This is a genomic window from Labilithrix luteola (genome assembly GCF_001263205.1).
GTDB classification, from domain to species: domain Bacteria; phylum Myxococcota_A; class Polyangia; order Polyangiales; family Polyangiaceae; genus Labilithrix; species Labilithrix luteola.
In genome coordinates this window covers 8,581,489-8,597,619 of the sequence record NZ_CP012333.1, presented here as the reverse complement: position 1 = coordinate 8,597,619, position 16,131 = coordinate 8,581,489, and the positions used below count along the sequence as shown (strand labels likewise).

The following is a 16,131-nucleotide window of genomic DNA, read 5'->3' as shown; positions in this document are numbered from 1 at the left end:
GTGCTATGGGCTTCCCCGACGTGCGCATCGTCATTTGTCAGACGGGGGTCGGCAACGTTCGGAGCGTCGTTCGGGCCGTTGAACGTACGGCGCCAAAGACGTTCGAAGTGGTGGTCAGCGGGGTGCCGGCAGAGCTCGCCCATGCGGACTTCGTCGTGGTTCCCGGCCAGGGGGCGTTCGGCGCCTTCGCGCAGTCGGTCCAGGGCGGCTTCGCCGACGCGCTCCAAGAGCACATCGCGCGAGGCAAGCCATATCTCGGGATCTGTCTGGGCATGCAGGTGCTCTTCGAAGACAGCGAAGAGGCGCCGGGTGCGAAGGGGCTCGCGGTCCTCCCCGGCCACGTTCGCCGCATGGTTTGCGGGGTCGACCCCGCGAGCGGCGTCGCCTACCCCCTTCCTCATATCGGCTGGAATGCCGTCGAGCCCACGAACGACTCCGCGCGGTCGTCGCTCGGCGCCGTGCCCGACCATTTCTACTTCGCGCACAGCTACGCCGTGGTTCCGAGCGATGACTCCGTCGCGCTCGCCACGACGGAGTACGGCATGCGCTTCGTGAGCGCGATCGGCAAAGACAACGTGCTTGGCGTGCAGTTCCACCCGGAAAAGAGCCAGGCTGCAGGGCGCGCGCTGCTCGCGTCCTTCTTCGCGAGGTAACGGTCATGCGCATCCTTCCGGCGATCGACCTTCTCGACGGCAAGGCCGTCCGTCTCCACCAGGGCCGCTACGAGGAGGCAACGGTCTACGACGCCGATCCCCCGGCCGTCGCACGCCGCCTGCGCGGCAAGATCGATCTGCTCCACGTCGTCGACCTCGAAGGCGCCAAGGCAGGCGAGCCCGTCCAGCGCGATCGCGTCCGAGAGATCGCCGAGGCCTTCGGTGGTGCGTTGCAGGTCGGTGGCGGTGTTCGCTCGCGTGCGGCGCTCGAGGGTTATCTCGCTCTCGGCGCGAAACGCGTCGTTCTCGGAACGGCGGCCGTGAAAGATCCCGAGCTCGTCCGCGAGCTGGCGCGCGCCTACCCCGGCGTGGTCGTCCTCGCTGTCGACGCGAAGAATGGTTACGTCGCCACCGACGGCTGGACGGTGACCTCGCAGATCACCGCTGTCGACCTCGTCCGTTCTCTCGGCGACGTCCCGATCGGCGCGGTCCTCTACACCGACGTCGCGCGCGACGGCACGGGGAGCGGGCCGAACGTCGAAGCGACCGGCGCACTCGCCAAGAGCTCCCCCTTCCCCGTCATCGCTTCGGGCGGCGTCGGCACCGCTGCGCATCTCACGGCGCTCGCCGCGCTCCCCAACGTCGAGAGTGCCATCGTCGGTCGAGCCCTCTACGACGGCTCGCTCACACTCGACGACGCCATCGCCGCCGCCACCGCGCACTGACGCGGCGCCGAAACGACGCGCACGAGCGCCATCGGGACGCAGGCGCCTGGAACGCGCACTGCAGCGCCTCCCGCGATGGTCAGCGCTCTCGCGCTCGCGCTCGCGTCGATGGCCGGCGGCACGGCGGGCAGCGAGGACGCGGCGCCCAAGCCGATTTCGGCTTACGCGGAAGGATATTGGTATTGGGAGCCGAAGGCCGACGACACCGTGCTCGTCATCGGCAGCGTCGACGTGAAGAACATCCACATCGAGGCTCGCTACAACTACGAGAACTTCCGCACCGCGTCGGTGTTTCTCGGTCGCAACTTCGACGTGCGGCTCTGGGATCCGCTCGAGCTGACCATCACGCCGATGATCGGCGTCGTGCTGGGCCGCACGCGCGGCGCCGCACCGGGACTCGAAATCGAGGCCAAGCTCTGGAAGCTCGAGCTCACGTCGGAGAGCGAATTCGTTTGGGACGGCGAAACGCCCGACGCGAGCTTCCTCTACAACTGGTCGGAGCTCACGATCCGGCCGGTGTCGTTCTTACGTGCCGGATTCGTTCTGCAGCGGACGCGCTTTCTCGAGCGCACGACGGTCGATCCTGGCGCGCTCGTCGGCTTCGATATCGGCCCAATACGGCTCGCGGCCTATTCGTTCGAGCCATGGAACGCTGACCGCTTCTACGCGTTCGCGATCGGCGGCGGTTTCTAGTCTCGGAATTTGGAACGTCGGAACGTGCCCGTCACCGTCGACGGTGACTCCTGGAACGAAGCGGCGAGCGACGCCGCGAGCGCTTCGCCCTCACCTGGATCGTAGGCGATGACACCGCTGCTCCACGAGAGAACCACCGCGGGCCGCGCGCTCTCGTCGGTCGTGGTCACCGGAATCACGTGCACGTGCGCGTGGGCGTAGCTCGTCGGGATATCCGCTGGAGACCCGAGCTGCGCGAGATAAACGCGTTTTGCGCCTCGACGCTCGAGCACGCGGCCCGCTTCCCAGGCGAGTCGCGACATGTCCTCGTGGACCTCCCAGGGCACCTCGGCGAGCGTCGGCAGGTGGCGTTTGGCCACGACGAGCATGTCGGAAGGCATCGACCCGAATGCATTCAACACGCAAACCGCATGTTCGGTTTCGCGAATGAAGAGATTCGGTTTCATCGCGCTAGCAGCAAGCGCGCACATCACGCATTGTCGGAATTGCGGTGGAATCGACGCACGGGCCTCGGCGAGCGCGGCGAGCGCCTGTGGCTTGTCGAGTCGCCGCATCGACTAGGGCTGGCTCGAGCCGGCGCCGGCGCCAACGAATGGATTCGGCGTGAACACCAGGGCCTCGAGCTCGTCCGCGAGCGTTCCCAACCGCGCGACCGGATAGCCGCTCTCGCTCGCAAAGGCGAGCGACGCCAGGATGCAGTCGACTCGCTTGTCGCGATGCAACACCCATGCATCGACGATGTCGGCGCACGACGGCCCGACCATGCCAGTGCAATCGAGGTCCGCAACGAGCCCTCGGAGATCCGCAGCCTCGTCCCTCAAGCGATCGACGATGGCCTGTGTTCCGAGACTCCACTCGGCCACCATATCGATGTTGCCGAGGTAGAACTCGCGATACGCGACGGCGCGGTTGGTCGTCGCGCCGTAGCAGCCCGAACCGACGGTCCCCGAAAAGATGGCTTCGCCGTTGAAGAAGAAGACGGCGCCAATCCGCTCGGGTATCGCCAGCGCCTCATCGTCGGTCAACCGCGAGCCCGTGGAATCGATGAACGAGATATCCCCGTGTTCTGCCCCGACGTACGCGACGATGGCCTCGGGCTTGAGCGTCATCGCGATGATTTCGTCGCCGTAGTCTTCCGGCGAGATGCGGGTGCCCGCCAAGAACGGCCACGCGAAACGGCCCTTCTCGTAACGAGGGCCCTCGAGCAGCGCGGCGGCCGCACTTCCTCGTTTTGCGACCGCTGCGAGAATGTCGAAGAGGTAACCGCGATCTCCACTATCCGTGGTCACCTTCGTGAAGAGCGGATCGCCGTTCCGGAGCCCTGCAACCTGTTCGGCGGTCGTATAGGAATAGAGCGTCATCGCCGGATACGGCGGGTAGCCACGAATGCCCGTCAGCGCGCGAAGTGGCGTGTTGGGTGCAGGGTCCTTGCACCAGGCCGGCGGAGAAGGTGGTGTCGACGAGTCCGGAACATCGGTCGGCGGAGGCGACCACCGATGCGGTTCTCCGTCGGGTTCGGCGACCTGGCCGCCACAAGCTCCCTGCGATGCACCGGCGACGCCCGTCAACGAAACCAGCGCACCACCAACCACGAACGGACGTCGGCCCAGCTTCACGCGGGCAAGCCTGAACGACCACCCGACGCGCGGCAAGGACGCAGACACGTGCTCGTCACGATTCGACCGCACAATCCACCTCGAGACGAGGACACATGTATTCTGTTGGTCACCTGTCGTAGCTCGCGGCGCGCCGCGTCGTAAGGAATGCTCGAGCTCGAGCGGAAAGCGAATCGCCCTTGGGTACCCTCCTCACGAGTCAACGCGTTTCGGATGGCCCCGTCGTTCCGATGAGCAATGGGCTCACCGCCGTGCTGCTCGACGTCTTGAGCCTTGCCGCGTGTCGATTCGCAACAACGGATTGGGAAAAGCGCTTTGCGTATTTCCTCATCCAGCACGACGCATCGCGCGTCGGCCTCGGCACAGCCGGACTCGAAGTATCCGAGTTCGGGTGGACGCACGAGGACTTCGAAAACGAGAAACGCTTCATCCTGGCCGTCGTCGACGCGGCCTTGGCAAAGTCGAATTGGGAGCTCCTCGGATTCGAGCCTCGCCCGGAGAGCATCCTCCCGGCGCTCGAACGACTTCGCGCAATGATCATCGCGTTTCCCATGTCGGCAATTCCACGAGAGTCGGAAGACGCGTGGATCCCCGACGAACTCCCGACGCACGGCGAGTGCGAAGTCCACCACGTCTACCTCCACGAGCTCGGCTGCATGCTCTGCAACGATCAGCCGATCGACGCTCCGCCCAACCGCGCGCCCCATCGAACGTGACGATCGCGTCGCGCCTCAGGGCTGCCGCTCGCGGGACCCGAAGAGGTGGCGAGCCATGAAGTCGACGAAGACGCGCAGCTTCGGCGAAACGTAGCGGCTCGAAGGCCAGAGCAGTCGAAAGACGCCCGCGTGATGCACGTGGCGGTCGAGCACCGTTACCAGCGTTCCCTCGCGGAGTTGTCGCCGGATCGCGAAGTCGGGCAGGCACGCAATGCCGAGTCCTTGCGTGGCCATCTCGATGAGCGGCTCGATGGTGTTCGCGACCGCCGTGGTGGGCAGCTCGAGGTCGAGGTCTTTGCGACCGCGACGCAGCGGCCATCGTTCGAGCTTGCCGTTGGTCGCAAAGCGGTGCTGGAGGCAAGCATGCTCGAGGAGGTCGCCCGGTTCGCGCGGCGTGCCGGCCTTCGCGAAGTACGCAGGCGCTCCGACGAGAAGCAGGTGGAAGGTACCGAGCGCGCGACTCATCAAGCGTGAATCGTCGATCTCTCCCGCGCGCACGACGGCATCGAAGCCTTCCTCGATGACGTCGACGAGGCGATCGGTGAAGTCGAGCTCGAGCTCGATGGCCGGGTGGGCCCGCATGAAGGCGGTGAGCGCGGGCATCATCAGCATGCCGACGATGGGCATGCTGACCCGAAGTTTGCCGCGTGGTGCCCCTCGCGTCTGCGCGAGCTCCAGCTCCGCGGCCTCGACTTCGGCGAAGATACGCCGGCACCGTTCGAGCAGCAGCTCTCCCTCGGGTGTCAGGGTCATCGTGCGCGTCGAACGGTGGAAGAGCCGAACACCGAGGCGCTCTTCGAGTCTCGCGATGGCTTTTCCGACGGCCGACGACGAGACGCCCAGCTTGTGCCCCGCGATCGTGAAGCTTCGAGCGTCGGCAGCCTGAACGAACGCTTGGAGCGAGCCGAGACTATCCATGGTCTTTCTCGATTCCGGACATTCTTGTCCGAAGTCTCTGGAACTTTAGCCTCGTTCTCCGGAGCAGCGACGCGCTTTATGGTTCTCCTCGTGCTCGACGGCGAAGCGACGTTCCCACCTGCGGGAACGAGCGGTCGAGCTTTGCCCACGTTTCGGAAAGCGGAGGCCCTCCATGGACAACGAGCTCTATTCGTACTCCCCCATCGTTCAGCGCCCGAAGCTCACGTGGCCGAACGGGGCGCGCGTCGCCTTCTACGTCGGCGTGAACGTCGAGCACTACGAGGTCGACAAGCCGGCCACCAGCATCTTCGCGGGAACGGCTCACCTGAAGCCCGATCCGCTCAACTTCGGTTGGCGGGATTACGGGCCGCGCGTCGGAATCTGGCGGGTGGCGGACGCACTCGACAAATACGGAATGCGCGCCTCCGTTCTCCTCAATTCCGACGTGGTTCACCATTACCCGGAAATCATCACTGCCGGAAAACAGCGCGATTGGGCGTGGGTGGCACACGGCAAGAACAACTCGATCTTCCAGGCCGGGATGCCGATCGAGGAAGAGCGCCGCTATCTCGCGGACGTGGTGAAGACCATCACCGACGCCACCGAGCGGCCGGTCCATGGATGGATGGGCCCCGGCCTCTCCGAGACGTTCGACACCCCGAGGCTCCTGCGCGAGCTGGGTCTTTCGTACGTGCTCGATTGGGTCGCCGACGATCAGCCGTTCGCGCTCCGCGTTCCGGGCATGCTCTCGGTGCCTTATGCCATCGAACTCAACGACATATCGATGTTCGTCGGAAAGAGCCTTTCGGGCGAAGGGTTCTATCGGATGATCGTCGACCAGTTCGACCAGCTCTACGAAGACAGCAAAGATTCAGGGCGCGTCATGGCCCTGGCGCTGCACCCATTCGTGATTGGTCAGCCCTTTCGCCACAAGTATCTGGAAAAGGCCCTCGCCTACGTGGCCGCGCACGAAGGCGTATGGCTCACGACGAGCGACGAGATTGCTGCGCACTACGCGGCGTCTTCAGCCGGCTGACGCGCGATCGAGCTGGCAGTCGAGCGCATGGACGAGCTCTTCGAGGCTCTCCGAGCCGAGCCCCGGCCCGCCTGGGACGAAGAGCCTGTCTCGATCGCCGGGCCCTTCGGCGATCTGCCGGAAGCGAGCGGGCGCCGATTATCGCCGAAACCGACTACACTGCCGGCATGACCGCCTACCGCGAGCTTCGCCAGCGCTTCGATCGCCACTATCTCCTGCGGAGCTCGGCCGACCAACTCGATTGGGACGCTCAAGCGATGATGCCCGAGGGGTCCGGCGATCTTCGAGGCGCGCAGCTCGGGACCTTGCGCGTCCTCGCCCACGAAGCCATCGCCGGCGAGGACATGGAAGAGCTCCTGGCGTCGGCGGAGGCCTCGCCACCGAGCGACGAGTGGGAGCGCGACAACCTCGTCGCGATGCGTCGGAGCTGGGTGCACGCGGCCGCCGTGCCCGCCGACCTGGTGGAGGCGCGCTCGCGAGCAACGTCGAGCTGCGAGCTCGCGTGGCGGACGGCTCGGAAGAACGACGACTTCGCGAGCCTCCTTCCGAAGCTCACCGAGGTCGTGAACCTGACGCGGCAAGTGGGGCAAGCCAAGGGCTCGAGGATGAAGCTCTCCGTCTACGACGCCCTCGCCGACGAATACGAACCCGGTGCGCGCGAGGCGTCGCTCCAGCCTCTTTTCGCGCGTCTCGAGCGCGAGCTGCCTCCGCTCGTCGACGCCATCCTCGCCGCACAGGCGCGCGCAGGCGAGGCCCCCGAGCTCGTGGGGCCGTTCAAGGTCGAACGCCAGGCGGCGCTCGGCCGTCACCTCGCCGAACGAATGGGCTTCGACTTCACGCGTGGTCGCCTCGACGTGAGCGTGCATCCGTTCTGCGGTGGCGCGGCCGAAGACGTGCGCATGACCACGCGCTACGACGAGGCGGACTTTCTCTCCAGCGTGCTCGGCGTGATTCACGAAAGCGGACACGCCCTTTACGAAATGGGATTGCCCCGCGCATGGACGCGCCAGCCCGTCGGCGCCGTGCCCGGCATGGGTCTTCACGAGAGCCAGTCGCTTCTGATGGAGATGCAGGCGTCCCGCACGCCCGAGTTCCTCGGATATCTGGCGGGCGCCGCTGCCCAATACCTCGACGTGAGTCCCTCGATGCTCCACCTCGACGCACTTTCGCGTCACGCGCTCCGCGTCGAGCGCAGCTTCATCCGAGTCGAGGCCGACGAGGCCACCTACCCGCTCCACATCATCGTCCGCTTCAACATCGAGCGAGCGCTGCTCTCGGGCGATCTCGCCGTGAAGGATCTGCCTTCGGCCTTCCGCGACGCGATGGAACGGATCGTGGGCGTTCGTCCCGAAACCGATCGCGACGGTTGCTTGCAAGACGTCCACTGGCCCACGGGCGCGTTCGGCTACTTCCCGAGCTACACGATCGGCGCCATCGCCGCCTCACAGCTGTTCGCCGCGGCCGTTGCCGCGCGTCCCTCGATTCTCTCGGAGCTCTCCCGCGGCGACTTCACGGGCCTTCGGACCTACGCCCACGACAACGTCCACCAGCACGGCGGCCGCTTCGACACGAACACGATCCTCGAGCGCGCCACGGGTCGTGGACTCGATCCCGACGCGCTCCTTCGACACCTGCGGCGTCGCTACCTGAACGACACCGCAGGATCGTGACGAACGTCAGAAGGACACAGGCGCGCCGATAGCGTGGGCGAGGTGGGCGGCCGCGTGAGGCGTCTCGTGACCGTTCGTGAGAACGAGGACGACCGCGGCTATCGCGGCCCCCGCCGCGACGGCAAACGAGATGTCCGCCACGAGCGCCTTCGTGTGCATCGAGCGAACGTCGCCGGAATCGCACGTGCGCGTTGCACCGCAGGCATCGAAGCCGGAATGGTCCGACAGCGCCATGGCTCCAAAGGCCACCCCGCTCACCAGGGTGGCCGCCCCGACGCCGCCTAGAATCCAAGCGGACGTCGGAACACCTTTGCTCTGCTCGGTGGACGAGGCGGCCCCAGCAGGCTTCGCCGGTGGCGCACCATCGAAACGGACACGGATGCGTTTGGCATGGTCGCCGGCGAGCATGACGATGCGTTGCTCTTTGGCGGTGCCGTCGCGGAGCGTGAGGCGGAGAACGTGTTCGCCCGGATCGACGTTCATCGAAAGCCCCGTCAGGCGATCGGCAAGCGGCACTCCGTCGACGCTGACGCGGACGTCGAGGATCGTCGAGCCATGCTCGTCGATCGCTTCGATGACCATCGAAGGTCGAATCCGCTCGATCTCTGCGAGGAATCCTGCGCACTCCTCTTGGATGGCTCGCGGGCAACGGTCTCTCGTGCAGCTCAAAAAGCGCTCGTGAGCCTTCGTGAACTGTCCCGCATCGCGGAGGTTCTGCCCCTCGAAATGAGCCGTTGCGCAATCCATCTTGTCGTCGGCGTGCGCGGCGGACGACGACCCAAGCAAGAAGGCGAGCACGCAAAACGATCGGAGACGCACCGGGTCAGTTTACAGGCACTCCACTTTAAATCGCTTATTTCCGTTTTCGAGAACCCAAGGCGGATTGCAATTCTTGGACGGAGCCGTGTGTCCCGGCCCCGTGTGTGCCTTTGGCGTAGCGACGGCGGTCGCCGACGGCGCAGTGATGGGAGGCGCGGACGTGGGATTCGGCGAGGACGGAAGTTCGACCGACGGGACGGCCGCGCCCACACCGGAGGAAGGCGTCGTTCCGATTGGCGCACGTTCACGCAGCGAGCTGCCGAGAGCGACGGCTCCCAACGATGCGAGCACGATGATGGCCGCCCACGATGCAACGCGCCGGATAGGCGGCGCCGTGCGCCCAATCGAGATAGCGGCGGTCACCGTCGCCGGCGGCGTGTGAACGATGTCGAGTTGGGTCGGTAAGTCGGCCGTTGGCGGCGGCGGCGCCGGCAGCGCCTGCGCGCTCCCGCTCTCGATACGTGCGAGCAGGGCGGCACGCGCGGCGAGGCTCGCGAAGGCCGTCGAGGCAACCCACTTGCCGATGACGCGCGACGTCGCCGGGTTTTCCACGTGCTCGAGCGCCTCGATCATCTCCATCGCGGTCGGAAAGCGACTCTGCGGATCTCGCGCGAGGCCCCTGAGCACGACGTCGTCGAGCCCCGCAGGAAGCCCGGCAACGAACTGGCTCGGCGCCGGAACGTCTCCGTGCAGAATCTCGCGGACGAGCGGTCCGGCGTCTTGGCTCGAGAAAAGGGCCCTGCCCGTCAAAGCCTCCCAGAGCACGACCGACGCAGCGTACACGTCGGCCCGGCGATCGACCCTGCCCGCGTGAAGCTGCTCCGGCGCCATGTAACGGAGCTTCCCCTTGAGCTGTCCGTCCCGCGTGGAATTCAAGCGAAAGGCGGCCTTGGCGATGCCGAAATCAAGCAGCCTCGCGATGCCGTCACTCCCGACGATCACGTTCTGAGGAGACACGTCCCGATGAACGAGCGCGAGTGGCTCACCGTGCACACTGCGTGCCTCGTGCGCAGCATGAAGGCCACCGAGCACGCTCGTCATGATTCCGATGGCAACGGGAACGGGCAGCCTGCCGCCGTCGTCGGCCGCCAGCCGAACGAGGTACGAGAGCGACTCACCGACCACATAGTCCATGACCAGAAACAGCTCGCCACCGGCGGCAACCACGTCGAGCGCGGAAACGACACTCGGGTGTTGAACCCGTGCGGCAAGCCGGGCCTCGTCGAGAAGGGTCGAGCCGAACGCCGGGTCGTTCGCGAGATGGGGGTGGAGCCGCTTGATGGCAACCGTCCGCGAGAAGCCCGCTGGCCCGACCATCCGGCCCAGGTGCACGGTGGCCATGCCTCCCGAGGCGATCTCGTCGTCGAGCCAATAGCGGCCACCGAGGAGAGCACCTTTCGCGCGCTCTGTGGCTGGCCCATTCGCAGGCATCGACTTCGACGATATCAGCGGAATTCGGCGTGCACCAAGCGTGCGGCGGTAGGGATTCCCAAGGTGCGCTCCGCAGGGTAGACCTCAGACAGAGCGAGCGCACCGATGGACGATCGCACGGCTCCCGAGCTTCTCGACGATACGAACTGGGTCGGTCGTTCCCGGCTCGTCCTCGTGTGGGAATCGGGCAGCGCCACCTACTGGCTCGCTCCGGGCGAAACCATCACTGTCGGCCGCGGCGCCGACTGTACGTTACGCATCGATCATCCGCTCGTATCCCGCGTTCACGCACGCATTTACGGCGGCGATCCCGTCGCCATCGAAGACGCCAACAGCTCCAACGGTGTCCGCGTTCGCGGCGCACGCATCCAGGCCGGCGCGAAAGTCTCGATTTCGCCTGGCGACCTCGTCGAGGTAGGTCCCGCACTGGTCGCCGTGCAGCAGCCGCCGGGCCCCTCGACCGAGCCGAGCACGCCGGGGCAAGAGGCTCGCGAACGCGCGCAAGCGCTCCTTACCTTGCTCGCCACGGTGGCGAAAAGCGAGCTCACCGTGCTCCTGCTAGGCGAGACCGGATCCGGAAAGAACCGAGCCGCCGAGTCGATTCACGCGCAGTCACCTCGCGCTCACCGGCCGCTCGTCCATCTCAACTGCGCGGCGTTTCCAGAGTCCATGCTCGAGGCCGAGCTCTTTGGCTACGAGCGAGGCGCGTTCACCGGCGCGGTAGGTGCAAAGCCGGGCCTCATCGAAGGGGCCGACGGCGGCACGCTCTTCCTCGACGAAGTCGGGGAGATGCCGCTGAGCACACAAGCAAAGCTCCTCGGCGTCATCGAGGGGCGCAACGTACTCCGTCTCGGCAGCGTGCGACCCAAGGCGATCGACGTACGCTTTCTCGCGGCAACCAATCGGGAGCTAGGTGCGCAGATCGCCGACGGGGCGTTCCGCAAGGACCTCTATTTCCGTCTCAACGGGATCTCGATCACGATCCCTCCACTTCGCGAGCGACGCTCGGAGATCATGGAGCTCGCGGAGCGCTTCTTGGCCGAGGCCTGCGCGCGAGCGGGTCGTGCACCGCTCGCATTCTCCGCCGATGCGCGAAACCTGCTGCTCTCGTATGCCTGGCCGGGGAACGTGCGCGAGCTACGGAGTGCCGTGGAGCGCGCGGCGGTGCTGGCTTCGGCCGATCGCGTCGCGGCGTCCGATCTCGGACTGACCTTCGGATCCTCGGGTGACGTCGTTCGTCCATTGAGCAACGCCCTCGATGCTCTCGAAAAGGAGCGCATCGTGGAGGCGCTCGAGCAACTGTCGGGCAATCAGACGCACGCCGCGCGCGCACTGGGAATTTCCAGGCGGGCGCTCATTTCACGCCTCGAGCAGTACGGCATCCCCCGCCCTCGAAAGAAGTGACGACCGCCGCGTTGTGCACGGATCGCACAGTTCGCCAGAACGTGCACAACGGCTCGTCGTTCCGGCCCTGATTTCACGCACGATCCGGCGTCGCACCACGGCACGCGCGTTGCTGTCTGGTGGAGCACCGCGCCATACGTCGTGCGCGCGCGAAGGTCGTGACGATGGTGGCGACGGCCAAGGAGATGTCGGATGGCAAACGAACGCGCGAAGTCGAACACCTCGGCGCTGTGGGTCTTCGCCTCGATTCTCTTGGTCGGGAGCGCCATGACGCAAGGCTGCAAGGGGTACTTCGGCGGAGCTGACGACTCGCGTACGAATCAACCAAGCGATGGTTCGAGTGGAACCAGTGGCGTCGCCGGAGCGAGCGGGCCGTGTGCTCTCTCTCCTGCTCCCGTCCAGCGCCTCACGAAACTCGAATACAACAACGTCATCCGCGATCTATTCGGCCTGAACAAAGATTACTCCGCCACCTTCTCCGAGGACGCCGAGGGCCTCGCAGGTTTTACGACCGAAGCCGAGGCCCAAAATCTCTCGCTGAGCGTGGTCAACGACTACTGGAATGTAGCCAAACTGGTCGCGAACGATGTGTTCGCCGCCAATCCGAATCCGTTGCTCACGTGCATCTCGGGCGACGCGTGCGCCAAGACAATCATCACGTCTCTGGCGACGAAGGCGTTTCGCCAACCGCCACCCGACGACGAGATCACGAGCTTGATGGCACTCTACAAGGCTTCCAGCAGCCCCGTCTTCACCGACGCCTTGAAGGTCGTAGTGAGGGCCATCCTGGTCTCGCCACGCTTTCTTTTTCGCGTCTACGAGCTCCCTCCCTCGAGCGCCGAGTCGACGCCCCTCACCGACCACGAGTTGGCGAGCCGCCTCTCCTTTTTCATGTGGGGCTCGATCCCAGACGACCCCCTTCTGACCGATGCCTCTCAAGGCCGCCTCCAGCAGACGGAGGTACTGACGAGCCACGTACGCCGCATGATCGCCGACCCGCGGATCTCGTATCTCTCACGCGGATTCGGGTACCAGTGGCTGAAACTCAATCGATTCGAACTCACCAACCTGGATACGACCCGCTTTCCGACCTGGAACGACAGCCTCAAGGCTTCGATGAAGAACGAGACGCTCGCGTTCGTCGACAACGTCTTTGCGCAAGACCAGAGCGTCATGGATTTCGTCAGCGCGAAGTACAGCTTCCTCGATCGGAACATGAGCGAGCATTACGGCATAGGGGGCGCGACGGGCTCGGTGCCGACGAAGGTTCCGCTCGATGATCACCGCGTCGGTGTCCTTACTCATGCCTCGATCCTGGCGCTCACGTCGGTGGCCAATCGCACCGCGCCCGTGCGCCGAGGCAAGTGGCTCCTCGAGCAGATCTTGTGCTCCGGCGTGGGAGCGCCACCGGCCAATGTTCCGCCGCTTCCCCCTTCCCCCAACGGAGATCTGCAAGACGAATCCATGATTCGCCAGAGGCTCTCCCAGCACACCGAGCAGGGCTCGAGCTGCAAGGCATGCCACGGAACTTTAGACCCCATCGGCTTCGCGTACGAAAACTACGATGCGGCCGGCATCTATCGCACCGCGTACTCGAATGGCGCGCCAGTCGATGCATCCGGACAACTGCCAACCGGAGAGACGTTCGCGAATTTCATGGAGCTCGAGGATATTCTCCGGTCGGACAATCGCTTCGCCCAATGCTTCACGAAGCGGTTCGCCTCCTTTGCGGAGGGACGGGACATGACGGCAAACGCGGAACTCTGCACGACCGCAGCCATCGCGGAGTCGAGTGTGAGCCAGCCCAAGAGGTTTTCCGACTTGGTCCTGCGACTCGTGACGGATCCGACCTTCCGCAGCCGCAAAGTCAACTACTGAGAGGACGAACCATGAGGAATTTCAGACTTCCGCGCCGTAGCTTCCTCAAAGCGCTCGGCGTGTCGATCCTGCTCCCGTCACTCGACATCATGGGTCGGCCCGGACGTGCATCGGCGACGCCGGCCACGAGCCCACGTTTCGTGGCGTTCTTCCCGTCCCTCGGAATGTGGGGCCATGGCTACGACCGCACGAAGAACGACGCCTCCCGTTATTACGAACTTGGTCCGGACGATGCTCGTTTGGGCATCGGAGCATGGCATCCGGCCAAGGCAGGCGCCCTCACAGCGACCATGCCTGCGCATCTCGAGCCGTTCGCCTCCCTTCGGCAAAAGATGATGATCGTCAGCGGGCTGAGTACGTTGCCGGACGACGTGGATGGGAGCGACGTCAATCACTCGCTGGCAACGACAGCGTGGCTGACCTCCGCGTGGCGGACGAGCGCCCAGGCAACCGCGACCACCGCCAACACTCCTCCAGACTCCATCGATCAGCATATCGCGAATGCCATGGGGTTCACGCCCGGCTCGACGATCGTGTTCAACCCCAGCTCGCTCGATGGCACCGAAGCACAGGGCGGACACGCGGGATACATCTCGTCGAACTCGCGACTGGGCGGGAATCACCTCGTGCCCAAGATTGGCGATCCGATGAAAGTTTTCAATCAGCTCTTTGGCAAGTGTACGCAGAGCGAGCCAGCGGCCGCCGCAGGCTTGGCGGACGACAAGAGCATTCTCGACTACGTCCAGGGAAGCGTGACGTCGCTCCAGAAGAAGTTGGGCAAAGACGACAAGGCGCGCGTCGATTCGTATCTACAGAACATCCGGGACGTCGAGAAGAACCTGACCGCCGCGGCGCCATCCCTGTGCCCATCGGCACCAACCTACGATCCGGCCTTGAGTGGCGGGCCATTGGATTGGCTCGCCACGCTCCGCATGATGGTGGACGTCACGGCTCTCGCGCTGGCTTCGGACGCCATGCCGATCGCAACGATCATGACGGACACCGAAGCGAACGGTGATTCTGCGTACAGCTCGAGGGTGGCCTACGCGAGTGACTTCGTCGGACTGAGCGGCCAGAAGATCACGTATCACTCCAATGCCAACGATACCCACTTCGACGTCGTTCACGCCGCCACGGACGGGAACGTTCAGGCGATCGAGGAGTGGTTCGCCTATACGCGGGTGGCGATGAACTTGGCCGCACGGCTCGCGCTGAAGCTCGATTCCATGCCCGCAGAGCCGAACGGCAATACGCCGCTCGACAACGCAGTCATGCTGATCGGCACTTGCCACGGTCACAGCATGGACCACAAGACACACAGCCTGCCCACGATCCTGCTCGGAGGGAAGAACATCGGCATGCATCAGGGTCAGTACATCGCCGCCCCTTGGAATACGGACCTTGGCGATTTTTACTACACGATGCTTCAAGCCATGCAGATCTCCGGAGCGAACTTCAACGGTCGCAGCAACTATCTGCCGGGCTTTTTCGGTTAGGACGGAGCTCCGCGATTCACGTTCGCGAATACCGATTCGGAGCTACAGCGCAACTCAGTTACTCACTAAAGCTCGTCGATTGCGGGCCTGCCCGGTCTCGAACGCGATTAACGCCCTGCAGCCTGGTAATGTGCGCGAATGCGCTCCGGTGAGAGCGCCTTCTCGTAGATTGCTGCTTCATCGAGAGCACCTACGAATCCAGACGACGTTCCGAGCGAAAGCGAGCCGATGGCGAGCGGCGCAGAGATCGGCGGCGACGAACGTGCATCGGGCGCATTCGTGACGAACTCGCCGTCCAAGTAGAGCTGCAACTCCGTTCCCGAGTACACGCCGACGACGTGATGAAATGCCGTCCCGGTCGCGAAGGGCATAGAAACGAGTTTGCTCTTCCCATCGAACAAACGCTCGAAGCCGAGTCCTTCGGGCTGATGCAACCACATGGCGTACGCTGCCGTACCACCAGCAGCTGCCTCGTCGCGCTTCGTGAACACGAAGCGGTAGGTCGTGTCGATGGTCTCGGCGTGCACCCAAACCTCGAGCGTGTACGGGAGCGCCCCGGGGAAATCGAAACGGTCCGCGCAGTCGAGCGCCCCGTTTCCGTCGAGTCGAAGGGCGGTATTCGCGTCGCGTGCAATCGCGCCTGACGCTTCCCACGTCATCGGCCCGTTCAGCGCACACCCAACGGCGCCAACCTCGGATTTCGCCGAGGTCGCGCCTGTCTTTTCACCCAACCGCCAGTAGGCGACAGGGCCGTCGGCGAGGATCGCTGCCACGTAGCTCGGGTTGCCGGCCTCCGGTTCCAGTAGCGCGTCCCCGTCCGTCGCCGAATCGGGCGCTCGGGAATCCGCCTCTTCGCCGAAAGTGTTCGACGGCGTTCCGCCAGTCAGGTCACCGGCGACGATCAGCGAGCACGCGAGCAGGCTGCCCGCGAGGACGCTGCCCGCGAGGACGCTGCCCGCGAGACCCGCCGCAACGCCCGCCAGCGCCACGCGCCTCAAGCGATCCAATCCAGAGGGCATGCTTGCAAACTATATTGAATCATCGACTAAGCAGCAATGGCGGATACGCGCTGAGTA

General features: G+C 64.9%; 15 protein-coding genes. 9 read left to right on the top strand and 6 right to left on the bottom strand.

Translation table 11 applies throughout. The features are described from left to right. The first annotated feature begins 20 nt into the window (after positions 1–20). The 3 genes from hisH to AKJ09_RS37350 all read left to right on the top strand — a co-directional run bounded on the left by hisH (position 21) and on the right by AKJ09_RS37350 (position 2,071). A complete protein-coding gene (gene hisH, locus AKJ09_RS37360; protein WP_240488720.1) occupies positions 21–653 on the top strand; it encodes an imidazole glycerol phosphate synthase subunit HisH in 633 nt (210 codons plus the stop codon). Positions 654–658: 5 nt separating this feature from the next. Beyond that, positions 659–1,378: a 1-(5-phosphoribosyl)-5-[(5-phosphoribosylamino)methylideneamino]imidazole-4-carboxamide isomerase gene (gene hisA, locus AKJ09_RS37355; protein WP_146652622.1), complete on the top strand. Its 720-nt coding sequence runs from the start codon at positions 659–661 to the stop codon at positions 1,376–1,378. Positions 1,379–1,453: 75 nt separating this feature from the next. Beyond that, positions 1,454–2,071: a hypothetical protein gene (locus AKJ09_RS37350; RefSeq protein ID WP_146652621.1), complete on the top strand. Its 618-nt coding sequence runs from the start codon at positions 1,454–1,456 to the stop codon at positions 2,069–2,071. Here the strand turns inward: AKJ09_RS37350 and AKJ09_RS37345 are convergent. Both AKJ09_RS37345 and AKJ09_RS37340 read right to left on the bottom strand, forming a co-directional pair. Then, a complete protein-coding gene (locus AKJ09_RS37345; RefSeq protein WP_169928170.1) occupies positions 2,068–2,517 on the bottom strand; it encodes an HIT family protein in 450 nt (149 codons plus the stop codon). The two genes, AKJ09_RS37350 and AKJ09_RS37345, sit on opposite strands and share 4 nt — an antisense overlap. Positions 2,518–2,628: 111 nt before the next feature. After that, positions 2,629–3,687: a hypothetical protein gene (locus AKJ09_RS37340; protein ID WP_146652619.1), complete on the bottom strand. Its 1,059-nt coding sequence runs from the start codon at positions 3,685–3,687 to the stop codon at positions 2,629–2,631. 230 nt (positions 3,688–3,917) lie between these two features. On the opposite strand from AKJ09_RS37340, the gene AKJ09_RS37335 reads away from it, so the two are divergent. Next, the gene (locus tag AKJ09_RS37335) at positions 3,918–4,403 is read left to right on the top strand and encodes a hypothetical protein (protein WP_146652618.1); all 486 of its coding nucleotides are present in this window, start codon (positions 3,918–3,920) and stop codon (positions 4,401–4,403) included. 15 nt (positions 4,404–4,418) lie between these two features. Here AKJ09_RS37335 and AKJ09_RS37330 read toward each other — a convergent pair whose 3' ends face one another. Then, positions 4,419–5,321 (bottom strand): LysR family transcriptional regulator, encoded by a 903-nt coding sequence (locus tag AKJ09_RS37330; RefSeq protein ID WP_146652617.1) that lies wholly within the window; start codon positions 5,319–5,321, stop codon positions 4,419–4,421. A gap of 172 nt (positions 5,322–5,493) precedes the next feature. On the opposite strand from AKJ09_RS37330, the gene AKJ09_RS37325 reads away from it, so the two are divergent. Next, entirely contained in the window at positions 5,494–6,357 is an 864-nt protein-coding gene (locus AKJ09_RS37325) for a polysaccharide deacetylase family protein (protein WP_146652616.1), read from the top strand. A 167-nt stretch (positions 6,358–6,524) separates the two neighbouring features. Beyond that, entirely contained in the window at positions 6,525–8,027 is a 1,503-nt protein-coding gene (locus tag AKJ09_RS37320) for a carboxypeptidase M32 (protein ID WP_146652615.1), read from the top strand. Between the two features lie 6 nt (positions 8,028–8,033). On the opposite strand, the gene AKJ09_RS37315 is transcribed toward AKJ09_RS37320, so the two are convergent. Next, a complete protein-coding gene (locus tag AKJ09_RS37315; RefSeq protein WP_146652614.1) occupies positions 8,034–8,846 on the bottom strand; it encodes a hypothetical protein in 813 nt (270 codons plus the stop codon). Between the two features lie 9 nt (positions 8,847–8,855). Then, positions 8,856–10,277, bottom strand: a complete 1,422-nt coding sequence (locus tag AKJ09_RS37310) for a serine/threonine protein kinase (RefSeq protein ID WP_146652613.1) — start codon at positions 10,275–10,277, stop codon at positions 8,856–8,858. 105 nt (positions 10,278–10,382) lie between these two features. Between AKJ09_RS37310 and AKJ09_RS37305 the strand changes: the two genes are divergently transcribed. The 3 genes from AKJ09_RS37305 (at position 10,383) to AKJ09_RS37295 (ending at position 15,055) form a co-directional block, all read left to right on the top strand. Beyond that, the gene (locus tag AKJ09_RS37305) at positions 10,383–11,681 is read left to right on the top strand and encodes a sigma 54-interacting transcriptional regulator (RefSeq protein ID WP_146652612.1); all 1,299 of its coding nucleotides are present in this window, start codon (positions 10,383–10,385) and stop codon (positions 11,679–11,681) included. Positions 11,682–11,873: 192 nt separating this feature from the next. Continuing rightward, positions 11,874–13,559, top strand: coding sequence for a DUF1592 domain-containing protein (locus AKJ09_RS37300; protein WP_146652611.1), 1,686 nt, complete (start codon positions 11,874–11,876; stop codon positions 13,557–13,559). Between the two features lie 11 nt (positions 13,560–13,570). After that, complete coding sequence (locus tag AKJ09_RS37295; RefSeq protein ID WP_146652610.1) at positions 13,571–15,055, top strand: DUF1552 domain-containing protein; 1,485 nt, start codon at positions 13,571–13,573, stop codon at positions 15,053–15,055. 107 nt (positions 15,056–15,162) lie between these two features. Here AKJ09_RS37295 and AKJ09_RS37290 read toward each other — a convergent pair whose 3' ends face one another. Further along, complete coding sequence (locus AKJ09_RS37290; RefSeq protein ID WP_146652609.1) at positions 15,163–16,074, bottom strand: LamG domain-containing protein; 912 nt, start codon at positions 16,072–16,074, stop codon at positions 15,163–15,165. Between the last annotated feature and the right edge of the window lie 57 nt (positions 16,075–16,131).